This is a genomic window from Argonema antarcticum A004/B2 (genome assembly GCF_023333585.1).
Classification (GTDB): Bacteria; Cyanobacteriota; Cyanobacteriia; order Cyanobacteriales; family Aerosakkonemataceae; genus Argonema; species Argonema antarcticum.
This window is the reverse complement of record NZ_JAIQZN010000011.1, coordinates 23,704-39,902: the sequence shown is the minus strand read 5'-3', so window position 1 is coordinate 39,902 and position 16,199 is coordinate 23,704. Positions and strand designations below refer to the sequence as shown.

Genomic DNA, 16,199 nt, shown 5'->3' with positions numbered 1-16,199 from the left:
GTTTATTCACCCATTAAGCCGCGAATCATGCCCAGAAACTCTCTGATCGCAAGTGGCTTTACGACCATACTACGGGCTCCATGAGCAATGCTTTCCTGCTGAATAGCCGCACTTTGTTTGGGCGAAATCACCAGAAAAGGAATTTGGTCATCCCGCAATTTCTCGCATAAATCCCAAATCTGTCGATCGAAACCAGATATATCTACCAAAACCAGCCCAATTTCAGTTTCCCCACTCAAAGCTTGCTGAAACTCCTCCTGGCTACCAGCAGAGATGGTTTGGTATCCTTCTTTATTGAGGAATTGTCCGAGCAGTTCAAGATTCCTTCGATTATGGTCTACTGCCAGAATAAATGGCTTATCCTTCATAATTTTCCGTCTGTAGCTTTGCCCAATTGTGGAAGGTCGCTAAAGATGCCCCTCAGTCCCGATATCGGGTCGCCGATTTTAATGCCGTAGCGAGTAATTTGAATTTCCCGCAGGCTTTTTTCAAAGTCAGTCAGCCGTTTCTTCAGTACTCCAATTGCTTTACGCAACTCAAGTTTGGAGTCCACGTTTCGCTCCAAGTAGCGCATGAAAATAAAATTATCTGCTAGATAGCTGATGCTATATTCGCTGCCGCGGTACTCCCCGCCAAAGGCTTCTGTCTGATTGACTAAAATAACCGTAATGCCCATGTTTGCGAGATACTTGCACATGGAGTGGAGATGGCTGACTAAATCTTCACCCCGGACAGCAAGGCGATAGCCAGAAACACTGTCAATCATAACAATGCTTGTTTCTTGCCGCTCAACTTGTTGACGCACCAAATGGGCAAATTCATCGGGCGTAAATTGCAGAGGCTCGATTTTGACCAAGGAGAGGGTACCCCGCTCGATCATACTTTGGGCAGGTATGTTGACGTTCTGACAGCGACGGACAATGATCTCTAATTCCTCTTCAAAAGAGTAAACTACCGATCGCTCCCCTCTACCCGCTGCTTCTTTCATAAACTGAAGACCGATCGTCGTTTTGCCCACCCCACTTGGGCCGCTCATAATGGTGACCGTACCCCTCTCCAGTCCGCCGTGAAGCAGTTGATCTAGTTCCGCGATGCCGGAGGAGACAGATTCAGGCGCAAACACCTTCTTGTACGTTCCCGGTTGCAAACGCGGGAAAACCTCCATTCCCATACTTGTCAATCGGATTGAGTGATACCCAGCCTGAAAGCCAGATCCCCGAAACTTAGTGATGCGGATGGTTCGTTTGTCAGGCAAGTAGTTTAGGTTAATGATACCATCGCTCATAAATTGCAGATCGTCATCTGGAGCCGCCTCGCTGCCTTCGGAGGTGAAGAGTACGGTAATTTTCTGTTCCACTAAAAAGCGCATGAATGAAAGCACTTGTTTGCGGAATTGAAAAGTATCTGTAGACAGGTAGCGGAACTGGGTCATGGCGTCCAGAAATATCCGCTGGGGTTTGAGCCTCTTTACCTCGTCAATAATTTTTTGGGTCGTTGGTTCTCGTTCCACCTCAGCTGGTGAGAAAATGTCGTAGGTCTGAATATCGGTGAAAAATTCTGATGTGGGGCTGAGATCGAGAAAACTAATACTTTTTTGGTCAAAACCGAGAGCTTCCGCATTGCTGCGGATTTGCTCTGCCGGTTCTCCTAATGTGATATAAAGCGTTCTTTCGCCATTAGCAACGCCAATGGCAAGAAAGTGCAATCCCAAAGTAGTCTTGCCGGAGCCAGGGCCACCCCGCACTAAATAGGCTCTCCCTGGAATCAGACCGCCATCAAGCAGCTCATCTAGACCAGATATCCCTGTTAACAGACGCTCTTGAGACATATAAAAGTCTTCTTTTCTTTTGCTTGGTACTATTCTTTGAGCGAACTAGCCACACTAAGCTTAAGCTATAGCGAAGATTTCTCACCAAGGTGGGGCAGTCCGCACCAAGGTGAGTGCGATCGCTACTATAGCTAGGGACTAGGGACTAGCTATAGCGCACGGAGTGTCAATCGGATACACTCGAAAAGTTGATGTGTGAGTCCCTATCGAGGCTGATTTATGGTTCACCCTTCCTATGAGCCAATTGCTGTTAACCCCATTAAGTTTGGTACAGATGGCTGGCGGGGCATCATTGCAGCAGACTTTACGTTCGATCGCGTGGCTTTAGTAGCACCTCTTGCTGCACAAGTCTTGGCGAAAGTCTATGGCGAGACGGCAGAAAACCGTAGGATTATCGTCGGTTACGATCGCCGCTTTTTAGCAGAAACCTTTGCCCGTAAAGCGGCAGAAGCTGTCTGTGCGGCTGGTTTTGATGTGCTGCTATCGGAATGCTACGCTCCCACTCCGGCTTTTAGTTGGGCCGCCAAACAACTTAACGCCTTGGGTGCATTGGTGATCACAGCCAGTCATAATCCTGGCGCATATTTGGGTTTAAAAGTCAAGAGTGCTTTTGGTGGATCGGTTCCCCCGGAAGTGACGCAGGAGATTGAAGCATTATTGACTTCTGAATTGCCGTCGGCGACGACGCCAGGTAGTCTAGAAATGTTCAATCCTTGGCCTAGCTACTGTGAAGGGCTAAGAGCTAAAGTGGATATCGATCGAATTAAGGATGCTCTAGCCCAAAATAAGCTAACTGTCTTTGCTGACGTGATGCACGGTGCTGCTGCTGGTGGACTGGGACAATTGCTGGGTTTGCCGATCCAAGAAATTAACAGCGATCGCGACCCTCTGTTTGGTGGCGGTGCGCCAGAACCCCTGGCGCGTTACCTTTCCCAGATGTTTCGCTTGATGCGGACTCATCGCCGCAACGATAAGAGTGGTTTGTCGATCGGGTTTGTATTTGATGGCGATAGCGATCGCATCGCCGCAGTCGATGGACAAGGTAACTTCCTTAGTTCCCAAATATTAATACCGATATTGCTCGAACACTTGGCAACTCGACGAGGTTTTAGCGGCGAAGTAGTCAAAACCGTGAGCGGTTCTGACTTAATTCCCCTCGTAGCATCGCTGTATAATTTGTCCGTATTTGAAACAGCTGTTGGCTACAAATACATAGCCGATCGGATGTTAGAAGCTAAAGTTTTCTTAGGTGGTGAAGAGTCTGGGGGAATTGGGTATGGAAGTCACATACCAGAGCGGGATGCTTTATTGTCGGCGCTATACTTATTGGAAGCTGTTGTTCAATCCGGTATGGATTTGAGCGATATTTATCATCGGTTGCAGTCACAAACAAACTTTTTCTCTGTATACGATCGCATCGATTTGCCTCTCGCGAGCATGGACGTGCGATCGCGCCTTCTCGATCGACTTAAAAATCGGCCTTTAACGGAAATTGCCGGACAAAATGTTGTTGATTGCAACACCATTGATGGTTATAAATTTCGTTTAGCCGATCGCAGTTGGTTGATGATTCGTTTCAGCGGTACAGAACCTGTCCTGCGACTTTACTGCGAAGCTAGCAATTTAGAGGAAGTGCATCAAAGATTAGATTGGGCTAAAAACTGGGCAAATTCCGTCTGATATATTGGTTGGCGGACAAATTTCCGGGCATATCATCTTCAATAGCATCCGGTGCTTAAAAATTCGCCTTCTTCTCTTATCTGCGTTCATCTGCGTTCATCTGTCTACATCTGCGGTAAAAACTTAACCCACGATAACAACAGACAATTTTCCGATCTCACTCATCTACTCCCGATGTGAGCGGACACAATCCAAAATCCAAAATCCAAAATCCAAAATCGAATGACTTTGTTAGTAGTAGCTACAGGAAATCCAGGTAAACTGCAGGAAATGCAGGAATATTTGGTTGGTTTGGACTGGGAATTGACCCTCAAGCCAGACGATCTAGAGATTGAGGAGACGGGGGACACTTTTATGGCAAATGCTTGTCTGAAGGCGTCCCAGGTGGCAATGGCAACAGGAAAATGGGCTATAGCAGATGATTCCGGTTTGTCAGTCGATGCCTTAAATGGCTCACCGGGTATCTATTCTGCTCGTTATGGCAAAACAGACGCCGAGCGAATTGAACGGTTACTCTTTGAATTGGGTAACGAATTGAATCGGGAAGCTCAGTTTGTCTGTGCCGTAGCTCTAGCTCGTCCAGATGGTTCAATTGCTCTGCAAACAGAAGGGATTTGCTTTGGCGAAATTCTCCGCGCTCCGCGCGGCACAGGCGGCTTTGGCTACGACCCAATTTTTTACGTCCCAGAGATGCGGCTCACCTTTGCCGAGATGAAACCGGAGTTAAAGCGATCGCTCAGTCATCGGGGCCAAGCTTTCCAAGCCCTACTCCCCCAACTCAAGAATCTGCTGAATGTCGAGTAGAGGGGCTAGGGGGATTTGAGATTTTAGATTTTATTTCAACAAAGAAATCTAAAATCTTTTCTCCTAGCCCTACTCCTTAGCCTCTAAATGGCTTCCATGTTCTTTTCCCCTGTCCTAATCCGCACGACTTGATCGACAGGCGTGATGAAAATCTTGCCATCACCGATTTCCCCAGTCCGAGCTGCTGCGATAATTTTATCTACAACTAGATCGACTTGCTCATCTTCAATTACAACCTCAATCTTGAGTTTTTGCAGAAACTCAACCGTGTATTCAGAACCCCGATAGCGTTCTGTCTGGCCTTTTTGGCGTCCAAAGCCTCTGACTTCAGAAACCGTCATCCCCACAATGCCAGCATTGACTAACGCGATCTTTACTTCGTCGAGTTTGAAGGGCCGAATAATCGCTTCAACCTTTTTCAATTTCTTCACTCCTCAGCTCAGTTCTATTTATTTATCGCAAAATCATCTTGTATTGTGAAGTACCCACCACGATACCCAGGGGTATGGTGGGGGCTTCCTGTCTCACTGGGAAACGCCACGTTAGGCACACCACTTGTGGTGTCCGCAACTAAATGCGGTGATGGTCTTACTGTCCCTCTCTAGTCTTGCGACTTTTATCGGGTCAAGCCCGAACCCAGGCAGCTGCCCGTCTTCCACAGGCAGATATTTGATTTCTGTTCATGTTTTAGTATTACTGCAAATCGTCACTTTTTTGTACCAATCAATACTTTTGTCGCTGATTTGGCCCAATCTCCCAGTCAACTCCCAGCCAATGCCCCAAAGCTTTGTATATAGCAACTTTAGGGCGATTAAGGCAACTCCAACTGTTACCTTTAGTCCATAATCCCTTACTTCGTCAAGCTTTTTCCTCTTCCCTCTTCCCTAGTCCCTAGCAAGAAAGCCCCTAGTCCCTAGCTATAATTTCGATGAGTGACGTTCTCCCCCGAAGCCAGCGAAACGCTGGCTTCGGGGGCTTGAAAAGAAAAGTGTTAACTGAAAACCAGTTAATATTTCCTTTGCTTCTTGCTTCATCGGCTGAGTATCGCCATCGCCTCCACAAGCAGAAACGATGAGTCCCACCGTTTTCAAATTTTTGATTGAACAGGTCTTAAAATGTATTGTTATGGCTAACTGTTAGTAACAATTAGCCATAAGCAACTAGGAATTTTAACCAACTTTGGCACTAGCAGCATTTGGGCGCTTTGCTATTGCAACTGGGGGTGAAATCCGAGATTTAAAATAAATCCCTACAGCCACAAACAAAGCAATTATAATCGCACCAATTCCCAAAGGACTGGGAAGCCAGAATACAGCTTCCAGATGGTTGACTTGACCGGGTTGAAGCATCCAAACCAATTGATGTCCGTCTTGTAAGGTTTCTGGACTAATCGCATTCTCGGCGTTGGTGACGCTGGTGGCACCCCAAGGGGTGTTCAGGCGAAACTCTAATTGCAAAAGGGAACCTGGATTAACTACGATGTTAGATTTAGGAGAAATAACTTCAAGCGATCGCAAATCCAGATCGTAGCTCAACCGATTTCGCACTGCTACCCACAAATTACCCTGGTTGAGGGCGATCTGGGATTTAAACACAGGAAAATCACCATCCGTGCTTGTATTAGACTGAGATTCTCGCTCGTAAGTCGGGTTGAAAAATTCATTGAATTTTTCCTCTAATTCTCTACCATTATTGAAGGGAATAGTAACAATCAATTCCCGATCGGAAATTCGCTTAGTTGTACCTCGCAACTGGCTAGCCCGATTCTCAATGCTGTTTAGCCATTGTTCAGCCGTTTCGCTGCTAAACGCACTTAGCTTCTCTCCCAGCTTGATAGACTGTACGATCTCACCCTTATTGGTATTATTAAAATTCACTCCCAAATCGTACTGAACACAACCAGTAAGAAAAGCTAAAAGGCAAAAGGTAAAAGGCAAAAGAAAGAGAAAATGCTTTTTCCTTTTCGATTCTTCAGGTTTAATTTTTTCCTTTTTCATTTTATTAATTTTGCCTTGCGGTCACACCCAATTTTTGGAACAGTATACTGGGCAGATAAGCGCTGCCGCCCACCCACTCCGGTCGATCGCTCAAATCCACCAAATTCTGAAACGCTTCAAAAATACTACCAGCTACCATTGTATTTTTGACGCGACCGACAATTTGGCCTTTTTCTACTTTGTAGCCCAAATCCAAGTTTACGGAAAATTCCCCAGCCAGCTGGTTAGACTGTCCAGCACCTAAAACTTGATCGACTATCAACCCTTCTTCCATACCGGCAATCAATTCAGCAACTGGCGTGCTACCCCCAGAAATACAGAGGTTGACGATATCTGGGCCTGGACGAGATAGTCCGCCCCGAAATCCGTTGCCCGTAGATTGACAGCCCGCACGGGAAGCCCAGCGCCTATCCCAATAAAATCCCATTACGGTGCCTTGGTCAATAAAGACTTTGCGACTGGTGGGAGTTCAAAAACTCAACCAAAGCAAACCGCCGAGGGTAAGAACGGCAGCGATAAGCGCGACCCAGATAAAGAGATTATCTTTGGTATTCACCTGGCCCAGATCGACAGGTTCGGTTTGAGGGCGTGGGGGAGGAGGACTTTTTACAGATGAGGCAGGATTGCCCAAACGAGATTTAGTTTCATTGTCGCCGATCGCGCCCAGATCGGGAATTTCAGTGAGCCATTCGGGACGGCGGTTAAGCTGAGGAGCTTCTAAAATATAGAGCAATCGGCGACTTTGTTTGCGGGTTTCGATACTGGGATGACGATCGAGCTGCTTGCAAAGAGAGAGAGCCTCATTCCTTTGCCCCGCTGCTTCGTAAGCAGTCACCAGCCAAATTTGGATCTCGCCACCAAGACGAGAATTGCGATCGACCAAAGCACTTGCCTTTTCCAGATGCTGAACCGACTGGCGATAGTGTCCGCCTTCAAAGGCAGATTTGCCAGCTTGGTACTCGGTTTTGACAATTTCTAAAGTTTCTGCACTCACTGGTGATTTAGAAGTTGGTTGTCTGGTTTAACTTGCCTGCTTCTTCTAGGCTAACGCTAAGTACTTACAAGCAATACCGAAAAGTAAGTTTTAAAGATTTTTTTTACCACAGATGAATACAGATAAACACAGATAAACACAGATGTGTAGAGGATTATGGTAGAAAACTTAGCGCCATTCGATCATGGTAATGCTTCCCACGGCTACCAGTTTAAAGCGGGACAGTCGAACCATTACTCCTACGAGGTAGTATTCCCCCCTCTCCGATCTCGGAGAGGGGGGTTGGGGGGGTGAGGTTTCTAAGCCATAAACTGCGAGCCTACGATCATAGAGCCAATACCGGCGTCGGTAAAAATCTCCAACAGCAGCGCATGAGGAATCCGACCGTCGATAATGTGAGTAGCGCGGACGCCTTGGGCGAGACTGCGGACGCAACAACTCACCTTGGGAATCATCCCACCGCTAACAACACCGGATGCAATTAGCTCGCGAGCTTCTTGAATATCCAGCTTAGCAATCAAGGTAGACGGATCTTTGTAATCCCTGAAGATACCCGCCGTATCCGTGAGCAATATCAACTTTTCTGCGCCTAAAGCCGCTGCCAGTTCTCCAGCTACAGTATCGGCGTTGATATTATAAGCTTGTCCCATGTCGTCCGCCGCTACGCTGGACACCACCGGGATGTATCCACTCTTGACGAGGGAATTCAAAAGCTTGATATCCACAGCGCTTACTTCCCCCACAAAGCCGATGCCTTCTTGGCCTTCGGGACGCGCTTTAATCAAGTTGCCGTCTTTGCCGCAAAGTCCCACCGCCCTACCACCAGCTTGGTTGATCAAGGCAACAATTTCTTTGTTTACCCGCCCTACCAAAACCATTTCCACCACATCCATTGTGGCGGCGTCAGTAACCCGCAGACCATTTTTAAATTGTGGCTCAATTCCCAGCTTATCCAACCAGGAGTTAATTTCTGGGCCACCGCCGTGTACGACTATGGGTCGCAAGCCCACACAGGATAAGAAAACTATGTCGCGGATAACTTTGTCTTTAAGCGTGCTGTCTTTCATGGCTGCACCGCCATACTTGACGACAACAGTCCGACCGGTCAATTGTTGGATGTAGGGAAGCGCTTCGCTGAGTACCTGTACGCGAGTGGCATCAGTATTCTGAATATATTCGTTTTCGCTGACCATGAGCAGTTTTTGGGATGGAATAACGTTTAAATGCAGTTTAGATGAGGTTGCCACTCTTAATTATCTCAACGACAACAGTTTATCTTTTTCTGTAGTAGGGTTTGGTAACGAAACCCAACCTACCAGGACTTACGCACTCATGCCCCCCTTGCCCCCTCCCCCAAATCTGGGGGAGAAGAAGTCTTGTCCCCCCCAGATTTGGGGGGTTAGGGGGGCCTATACGTAAGTCCTACCTACAATTCCTCCTTGTCTCCCTTGTCTCCCTTGTCCTCCTTGTCCTTTTTGACTTTTCAGGGAGGAGTAATTTCTGGTTTGAGAACTTTGGGAATCTCTTCCATCACTCGCGCTGCTAGTTGTTCGGGTGTCCCACCAGCGTCTGCGGTGACTCGAATGTCGGCTTGGGCATAAAGCTCTAGTCTTCGCTCTAAAAGCATTTGCAGCTTTTTTTGGGGGTCGGCATCCTTTAAGAGGGGGCGCGTCGTGTCCTCTGCCAAACGGGCTATCAGTAGTTCTACGGGTACGTCGAGCCATACGACAAGACCTTGGTGCAGATAACTCCAGTTTTTTCGGCGCAGAACTATGCCCCCGCCGGTCGCTACAGCTAGTTTTGTGTACGCCGACAGCTCTGCTAACACCTGGCTTTCGATTTGCCGAAAGGCATTCTCACCAGCAGTTGTAAAAATTTCGTTAATGGATTTACCCCCTGCTACCTGTTCGATAACGGCATCGGTGTCAAAGAAACGGTAGCCTAGCTGCTGGGCCAATAAGCTTCCCACGGTCGTCTTACCAGCTCCCATCATCCCAATCAGGTAGAGATTGATTCCCTTTAAAATATTGTTCACCTGTTAAGCTCTCTGTACCGTTTGCGTCAGGACTGGTATTTATTTTACCGAGAATTTGGTAAGTTTTGGGTTGTTCTTTCTCAATGGCTCGATAATGTGTTTCTTGGCAGGTATGCTTAATTTGCTGTTCGTTAAAATACTCCATAAATATAGGTTGAAGCTTAAAACTTGTAGCATTTCTATAAATTAGCGAGCGCCTTGCCAAAGATGACAACACTTCTATCAATTCCAGTCTAGATATAGAGGGCGTCTTCTCCTTTACCATTTCTGGCAATAAAACTAGCTCTTGATTAATCGCCAACCATTCTATTACTTGCTTCTCGACATTTGACAATCGATTTAACTGCTCTTCTAATAATTCGCGGATTTCCCCAAATACTAAGACGTTTTGCTGTAGAAAATCAGATACATTCCCATTAAATAATTCTTTGATAGTTGTTGAAATAATTTTTAATGCTAAAGGGTTACCTGTATAACCTCTAATTAGTAATTTCCAATCTTCTTCGGAACCAGACACGCCTTTAGACTTAATAATCTCGTGGCATTCAATTTCTGACAACCCTTTTATAGCTAAAGAGCGAGCTGGTAGTATAGACCCTTCAATTGATGCTATTACTTTGATTTTTTCGCGACTGGTAAGTACCAAGCAGCTTTGATGCAATACTTCTGCAAGTCGTTTAAATAGTTCCCCGTAAGCTTCATATCCCTCTCGAAGATTGCCTGTGTAAGTATTTGGTTGGAGAAGAGACTCAACGTTATCTAGTATCAGCAAGCAGCGAGAACCTCTTAAGCAGTCAATCAGTTGTGAAATTCTACCAGCTAAAGTTTCTGATAAGGTAGTTGCATTTAGATTGTCATTAGATAAAAATTGAATCAGGGTAGCTAAAAAATCTTGGATGGGTGGAGCATGACGAACCGAGCGCCAGATCGAACAGTCAAATTTATCGTGAATTTGTTGTGCAAGGCGAACTGATAACGCTGTTTTTCCAATCCCACCCATACCTAGCAGCGCCACCAAGCGACAGCGATCTGTAACGATCCATTCTTCTAGCTGAGCTAATTCTTTTTGGCGTCCGTAAAAGATATCAACATCAATTGCTTCTCCCCAATCGTAGCGCTTATTGTTTGATGAAACTAAGTAATTATTAACCTGGTATTGAGAAGCATTTTTTTTATATCCAGCTTCTTGAAGTAAAGTGATAACGCGACTCCAATGATTAATTTTTATTGTTTCCTTAGTTTGGGAAATCCGCATTAATTCTATATACTTATACAAGGCATTAGATAGATAAACCCTCACAGAACTGCTAGTGCGAGTTTGATAGATTGCATTGGCTATTTCTGCGGGACTATAACCGCAAAGTAATCCTCTAAGAATCTTTTTTTCAACGGGTGTAAGACCTTTGCCTTTAGCAGAGGCAAGATCTATGTATAACTTCTCTAAGTGCCAGCTATTAGCTGCTTCTGTAAATTCTTCTTGCACTTTTATTAATAATGTAGATGCCATGTCACTAATTTACTAACGCATATTTAACTTAATGTTGATATATGTTAGCTATTTAACATCTAAAGTATAAAAGACTAACGCAATTAATAACATCCGTGTAATGACGTATAACTCATTTATGAGTTAACATAATCTTCATATAAACTTCATAGAATCTTTATAAAGTTTCTATGAAGAATGGCTAAAAATAAAGGTAGGCGATGAATATTTTTGATTAAAATCGTGCTAAGACCTGTGTTACCCGGTTCTGTAGACACTGCGGTTGCTCAGGGTGCCACTGAGCCTTCAGAGACTTTAGTTCAGTGAATTTACTGGTTCCTCCTTTTGATATTGCAGTTTTTGCAGGTGGTAAAGATGTATTTAATCCGCGAAGTTGTCCAACAGGCTCTAACGACTGGCTATCTGACTGTTGCCGCAGAAGAAGATCTACGCCAGTTGTTGCAGAAAAGGTACGATCTCGAAGATCTAGATGCCTTCATGGCCTTGCAGCAAGAAGCAATGGCTGGTAGGGTGACGCAAGAGTCCCGCGAGTTAGTAAAAAATCAGTATTTTGGCCGTGGCAATTTGTGTACTCCCTATATGGCAAGCTGATTTTGCTCGATCGCGTTAGATTTTACGATCGCAAAGGAGACCGATCGTCTTCATCATCAAATTCATCGTCATCCTCAAATCCCCAATCCTCGTCATTCCCGCTTTTATTATATTCCCAGTCATTTTCACTTTTTTTTGGCTCTCCCCGATAAGGCGGCGTGATGACTCGATACTCTGCATCGTAAACAGACTCAGTTTTTCCCACGCCCGAATTTTTAGGTTCTTTATAGCTATAGGAATATACAGAGCCAGTTTTGGAGCTACTTGTCGGCGCTTGCTCGGTTTCATAAGTAGTGCGGTTTCGGACATTATCCCGACCCTCTTGAGTGTCGTCGATCGGGCCTTCTTCATCATCCTCTTTTTCCAAATAATCATATTCCGCCGAAGTTTGGGTGGTGGAATATGAGCGACTTTCACCATCTGAAGAACTTTGCGGAGATTGCCATCTATAACGGGAGCTTTCCGCTTCGAGAGTACGAATGCGGGATTCTGCTGAGCGGAGCGTCCTTTGGGCGACTTGCAATTGTTGCTCAGATAAATAATTCGAGAGTTGGAATAACAGAGATAGCAGCAGCGAAAAGAAAAAACCAGTTGCTAGAGCTGCCATCACCCATACCCCTAGAGGTAACGGCAACGACTTCGCGCCCAAAAACATCAGCACGACTGGCGACAAATTGGATAAGGCAAATAGAGTTAGCCCTAAGAGAAATATAAGCAGCAATACCAGGCGAGACATAATTGGTATCAAAGAATTTTGGATTTTGGATTTTGGATTTTGGATTTTGGATTTTGGATTGCAAATTTTAAATCTAAAATCCAAAATCTAAAATCTAAAATTACTAAAGGTGTCCTGACCAACGAGCGATAGGAATGCAGTCAATATCCAGCTGATCTAAAGCACGAGCTACCACAAAATCCACCAAATCTTCAATTGTCTGGGGATTGTGATACCAAGCTGGAATAGCCGGAACAATTCTGGCACCAGCTTCTGCCAAACTCGTTAAGTTCCGCAAGTGAATCAAGCTGAATGGCGTCTCGCGGGGGACAATTACGAGTTTGCGTCCTTCCTTGATCTGGACATCAGCTGCACGCTCCAAAAGGTCAGAACTCAGACCAGCGGCCAGCTTTGCTACAGTACTCATACTGCAAGGCATCACAATCATCCCCAAAGTGCGGAAAGAACCACTAGCAATGTTAGCGCCCACATCGCCCCAAGAGTGACAGCGCAGTTTACCCTTCGTTTCTACCCCGCAGTGGAAGCGCCAGAATTGCTCCTGCTGGATAGGATTGGCAGGCATACTTATATTTTGTTCTGCTTGCCAAACCATATAAGTAGATTTAGAGGCAACAAGCTCAATAGCCATCTCTGCTGACAACAGAAATTTTAATGCTCGAACGGCATAGATCAGGCCAGATGCCCCTGAGATGCCTAATATCAAAGGTTTATCATTAGTCATTGGTCAGTGGTCAGTGGTCAGTGGTCAGTTGTCAGTGGTCAGTGGTCAGTTGTTAGTGGTCAGTTGTTAGTGGTCAGTTGTCAGTTGTCAGTTGTCAGTTGTCAGTTGTCAGTTGTCAGTTGTTAGTGGTCAGTTGTCAGTGGTCAGTTGTTAGTGGTCAGTTGTTAGTTGTCAGTTGTTAGTGGTCAGTTGTTAGTGGTCAGTTGTTAGTGGTCAGTTGTCAGTGGTCAGTTGTTAGTTGTCAGTGGTCAGTGGTCAGTGGTCAGTTGTTAGTTGTCAGTTGTTAGTGGTCAGTGGTCAGTTGTCAGTTGTCATTAGTAATTGGCGATTGGGGAATTGGGAATTGGGCACTGGTGATTCTCTCCCCCACTCTCCCACTCTCCCACTCCCCCACTCCCTTCTTTACTTTTGACTTTTCTAGACCCTTTTTGACTTTTGACTTTTGAATGAGTGACTTTTCTAGCCCCTCACTCATCATCAATATTGATAAAAGGGTCTTCATCTAAATCCTCGTCTGAAATTTGATGGTCGCTGCCTACAGTCACCAAGTCTATTTGCTGACGGTAATAATCGACGCTTTTGACTTGGACTTCTACGCGATCGCCCAGTCGGTACTGCTTGCGGTTCTTGCGCCCCACAAGCGCCTCTTGGCGAGAGCGATACTCATACCAGTCATCTTTGAGGGAGGATACGTGAACCAGTCCTTCGGGGTAAAAGTACTTTCCATCCGGCAGTAGCACTTGCATTTCCACAAAGAAACCGTAGGATTGGACACCAGTAATTACCCCTGGGAACACCTCACCAGTGCGCTCCTTCATCAGCTCGGCTTTTTTGAGCCCCGCCAAGTCTGCCTCAGCGTCCTCCGCCTCTTTTTGTCGCTCATTGAGCGGCACAATCACCGCTGTCAGATGAGCTTCCAGTTCTTGATGAATGCTGGGTGGTAGGACATTCCAATTGATATTGCCGTGGGCGGAACTGTGGCCCAGGTTGACTTGTTCCTTGGCGCGGGTGGTACGGCGATCGCGTCCATGCTGAAATACCGCTTGGAGTATTCGTTGCACGAGTAGATCTGAGTAGCGCTGTGCCGGTGAGATGCAGTGAGTATAGCCGATATCCAAAGCCAGACTAAAGTGAGAACCAGGTGCAGTGCTATAAAAAGCTGGCTTTAAGGTGCCTTCCAGCAGAGAGTCGAGGACTTTCTGTGACTTAGAAGCGGCAAATTGTTGGATAAATCTTTGGAAATCAGAAGGTAGAACTACATCTTCCTGTTCTAGTTGCAATTCTATCCCCAGATTGCTTGCCAATTTGATCAACTCTTGTGCATCATCCGGATCGGGTGCCGATTGAATCCGGTAAATTCCCGGTACTCCTAGCGCATTCGTATGGCTAGCTACCACTTGATTCACCAAGATCATCCATTCTGCCAGGAGCGATCGGTCTGGTCGAGAGCGCAAGGTCACCAGCACATTATTCGCGCCTTCATCGCTGAATTGGCTGCTGAACTGCTCGGTCGTTTCCGGCTTTTCTAGAGCAAATCCACCCCGCTGTTGCCGGTGTTCTTTCACCTGCTGACTTAGCACCAAAAGTTGGTCAAGCGTCGGAATTACTGGTGCCAAGTCGTGCATAACTGCTCGACCGATCGGAGTTTCGTGGCGCAAAAGAATCGCTCGCGCTTGAGACTGAGTTAGTTGATAGTCTACCTGAATGACGCTGGGTAGAATCTCAAACTCCACCAGTTGACCGGAGCTGGAAAGCGTCAGCTGCACCGATATAGCCAGCTTGTCTTCTCCCATTAACAGAGAACAACGCTCCAAAACCGCTTCTGGCAGTAGGGGCAACACCATTTCGCCCAGATGCACGCATCTACCGCGTCGCTGAGCTTCCCGATCGATGCTGGAGTCGGTTTCGACATAAGAGGCTACATCAGCAATGTGAATGCCTACTCGCCAGTTTTCGGCATCAATTTTTTCTAAGGTAAAAGCCTGTTCTACTAGCAAAGTACCTGAATCCGACTCTTTATAGCCGTCGGGAGTAATCGCGATCGTCACCAGATGACGCAGATCGAGTCTATTTTTTAAATCTGTTTTACTGATGGAAGTTGGCAATTTTTCAGCTTGAGCCAACACAGCGTTGGGAAAGCGCCTTGGTAAATCGTGTTTGCAACAAACGATGTCGATGTCGGCTGCTGCTTCGGCATCGCTGCCCAGGATTTGCGCCACGCGACCCACAGGGGGCTGAGTCGCTAGAGGGTAGCGGAGGATTTCTACATGAACCAGGTGGTCTATTGCTTGACCCAGGTTTTTTCCATTGGCGAGGAGGTCGAGTTCAAACAGCAGGCGATCGTCCAAGGGAACAGCCCGATACACTTGGCGTCCCACCCGGTCTACGCTTTGCTTCACTCGCGCCAGCACACTGGGATTGGCTCGCTCCAGCACCAGCCGCACCTCCCCTTCTGGGCTCCGTCGCCGGTTCCCTTCTTTGGTGATTTTGACCAAGACGCGATCGCCATTCCAAGCCGTACTCAAATGGCTTTCCCGGACGTAAATATCAGCCGCGCCCTCTACATTTTGAATAGCAAAACAAAACCCCTTACTCGAACAGCGGAGTTTGGCTTCGACCACACCGGGCTCAAATATCCGGCGATACTTACCCCGCTCTTTTACCAAAATGCCAATCTTTTCCAGAGCATCTAAAGCTATTTCTAATTGGCGTAGACCATTTTCCTCCTGGCAACCTAGTTTTTTCTCCAAAGCTTTGGCAGCGACCAATTTTTCATCTGGAAAATTAGAAAGCAGTGTAGCGATTGAAAATTCCATGTAGCGACTCAATCCTTAGCGTCTCAATTGCGTTCTTTTAACAGCCGCGATCTGGTAAAACCAGATCTGGGCAAAACCCCAGATTGCTCTTGGGATAACAACTTAAGCCGGGACAGAAAGCCCTCATCCACCTCCCCCCTCTCCCAACTTTGGGAGAGGGGGAGCAAGATTTCCGCCCTTGCGTTGGGGGGTTAGGGGGGCAAAAATCTCCCCAGGCAAGGTTGGTAGCCTGCTCTTGCATTGCCAGAGCTACTTTGCTGCTTCTCTTCAAGCACTGCTAGGTCGGGGGAAGGGGAAAAGGTTAAAAGGAAAAGGAATTTTCTTCATTTTCCTTTTAACCTTTTCGCTTTTCCCTTCTGCCGCTACAGATGTATGTTTCTATATTTGGCGAAACGTTTGCCAAATATAAGCAGTGCCCGAAAGGGAGACCATTACGCTCTGATAGCCAACACATCCACCTCTAAGCTCTCAACAGTTAAGATATGTAGAT

The 16,199-nt window shown here is 46.4% G+C and carries 15 protein-coding genes and 1 pseudogene; 4 read left to right on the top strand and 12 right to left on the bottom strand.

The genetic code is table 11. The features are described from left to right. Window positions 1-2 precede the first annotated feature (2 nt). Together LAY57_RS07230 and LAY57_RS07225 are read right to left on the bottom strand one after the other, a co-directional pair. Window positions 3-368, bottom strand: coding sequence for a response regulator (locus LAY57_RS07230; RefSeq protein WP_249065711.1), 366 nt, complete (start codon window positions 366-368; stop codon window positions 3-5). Next, window positions 365-1,828 (bottom strand): ATPase domain-containing protein, encoded by a 1,464-nt coding sequence (locus LAY57_RS07225; protein ID WP_249065709.1) that lies wholly within the window; start codon window positions 1,826-1,828, stop codon window positions 365-367. Before LAY57_RS07225 ends, LAY57_RS07230 begins: the two co-directional genes overlap by 4 nt. Before the next feature lie 219 nt (window positions 1,829-2,047). On the opposite strand from LAY57_RS07225, the gene LAY57_RS07220 reads away from it, so the two are divergent. Both LAY57_RS07220 and rdgB read left to right on the top strand, forming a co-directional pair. Then, window positions 2,048-3,508, top strand: a complete 1,461-nt coding sequence (locus LAY57_RS07220) for a phosphoglucomutase/phosphomannomutase family protein (protein WP_249065708.1) — start codon at window positions 2,048-2,050, stop codon at window positions 3,506-3,508. Between the two features lie 222 nt (window positions 3,509-3,730). Continuing rightward, the gene (gene rdgB / locus LAY57_RS07215; RefSeq protein WP_249065706.1) at window positions 3,731-4,312 is read left to right on the top strand and encodes an RdgB/HAM1 family non-canonical purine NTP pyrophosphatase; all 582 of its coding nucleotides are present in this window, start codon (window positions 3,731-3,733) and stop codon (window positions 4,310-4,312) included. A gap of 83 nt (window positions 4,313-4,395) precedes the next feature. On the opposite strand, the gene LAY57_RS07210 is transcribed toward rdgB, so the two are convergent. The 7 genes and pseudogenes from LAY57_RS07210 to LAY57_RS07180 form a co-directional block, all read right to left on the bottom strand. Continuing rightward, window positions 4,396-4,734, bottom strand: coding sequence for a P-II family nitrogen regulator (locus tag LAY57_RS07210; protein ID WP_249065705.1), 339 nt, complete (start codon window positions 4,732-4,734; stop codon window positions 4,396-4,398). A gap of 747 nt (window positions 4,735-5,481) precedes the next feature. After that, window positions 5,482-6,309, bottom strand: coding sequence for a DUF3153 domain-containing protein (locus tag LAY57_RS07205; RefSeq protein WP_249065703.1), 828 nt, complete (start codon window positions 6,307-6,309; stop codon window positions 5,482-5,484). A 4-nt stretch (window positions 6,310-6,313) separates the two neighbouring features. Then, window positions 6,314-6,766: pseudogene (locus LAY57_RS07200) on the bottom strand (metallopeptidase TldD-related protein); the annotation flags it as partial. Window positions 6,767-6,778: 12 nt separating this feature from the next. Continuing rightward, window positions 6,779-7,303 (bottom strand): hypothetical protein, encoded by a 525-nt coding sequence (locus LAY57_RS07195; protein ID WP_249065700.1) that lies wholly within the window; start codon window positions 7,301-7,303, stop codon window positions 6,779-6,781. A gap of 299 nt (window positions 7,304-7,602) precedes the next feature. Continuing rightward, window positions 7,603-8,496, bottom strand: a complete 894-nt coding sequence (argB, locus tag LAY57_RS07190; protein ID WP_249065790.1) for an acetylglutamate kinase — start codon at window positions 8,494-8,496, stop codon at window positions 7,603-7,605. A gap of 290 nt (window positions 8,497-8,786) precedes the next feature. Beyond that, window positions 8,787-9,338, bottom strand: a complete 552-nt coding sequence (locus LAY57_RS07185) for a shikimate kinase (RefSeq protein ID WP_249065699.1) — start codon at window positions 9,336-9,338, stop codon at window positions 8,787-8,789. Continuing rightward, entirely contained in the window at window positions 9,280-10,845 is a 1,566-nt protein-coding gene (locus tag LAY57_RS07180) for an NB-ARC domain-containing protein (protein WP_249065697.1), read from the bottom strand. Before LAY57_RS07180 ends, LAY57_RS07185 begins: the two co-directional genes overlap by 59 nt. Window positions 10,846-11,199: 354 nt before the next feature. Between LAY57_RS07180 and LAY57_RS07175 the strand changes: the two genes are divergently transcribed. Next, window positions 11,200-11,436: a hypothetical protein gene (locus LAY57_RS07175; RefSeq protein WP_249065696.1), complete on the top strand. Its 237-nt coding sequence runs from the start codon at window positions 11,200-11,202 to the stop codon at window positions 11,434-11,436. Between the two features lie 22 nt (window positions 11,437-11,458). Here the strand turns inward: LAY57_RS07175 and LAY57_RS07170 are convergent, their stop codons facing one another. Together LAY57_RS07170 and LAY57_RS07165 are read right to left on the bottom strand one after the other, a co-directional pair. Further along, window positions 11,459-12,172, bottom strand: coding sequence for a lipopolysaccharide assembly protein LapA domain-containing protein (locus LAY57_RS07170; RefSeq protein ID WP_249065695.1), 714 nt, complete (start codon window positions 12,170-12,172; stop codon window positions 11,459-11,461). A gap of 103 nt (window positions 12,173-12,275) precedes the next feature. Beyond that, window positions 12,276-12,893, bottom strand: a complete 618-nt coding sequence (locus tag LAY57_RS07165) for a flavin prenyltransferase UbiX (protein WP_249065693.1) — start codon at window positions 12,891-12,893, stop codon at window positions 12,276-12,278. Between the two features lie 238 nt (window positions 12,894-13,131). On the opposite strand from LAY57_RS07165, the gene LAY57_RS07160 reads away from it, so the two are divergent. Further along, a complete protein-coding gene (locus tag LAY57_RS07160) occupies window positions 13,132-13,305 on the top strand; it encodes a hypothetical protein (RefSeq protein WP_249065682.1) in 174 nt (57 codons plus the stop codon). Between the two features lie 55 nt (window positions 13,306-13,360). Here the strand turns inward: LAY57_RS07160 and LAY57_RS07155 are convergent, their stop codons facing one another. Then, window positions 13,361-15,709, bottom strand: coding sequence for a ribonuclease R family protein (locus LAY57_RS07155; RefSeq protein WP_249065680.1), 2,349 nt, complete (start codon window positions 15,707-15,709; stop codon window positions 13,361-13,363). Between the last annotated feature and the right edge of the window lie 490 nt (window positions 15,710-16,199).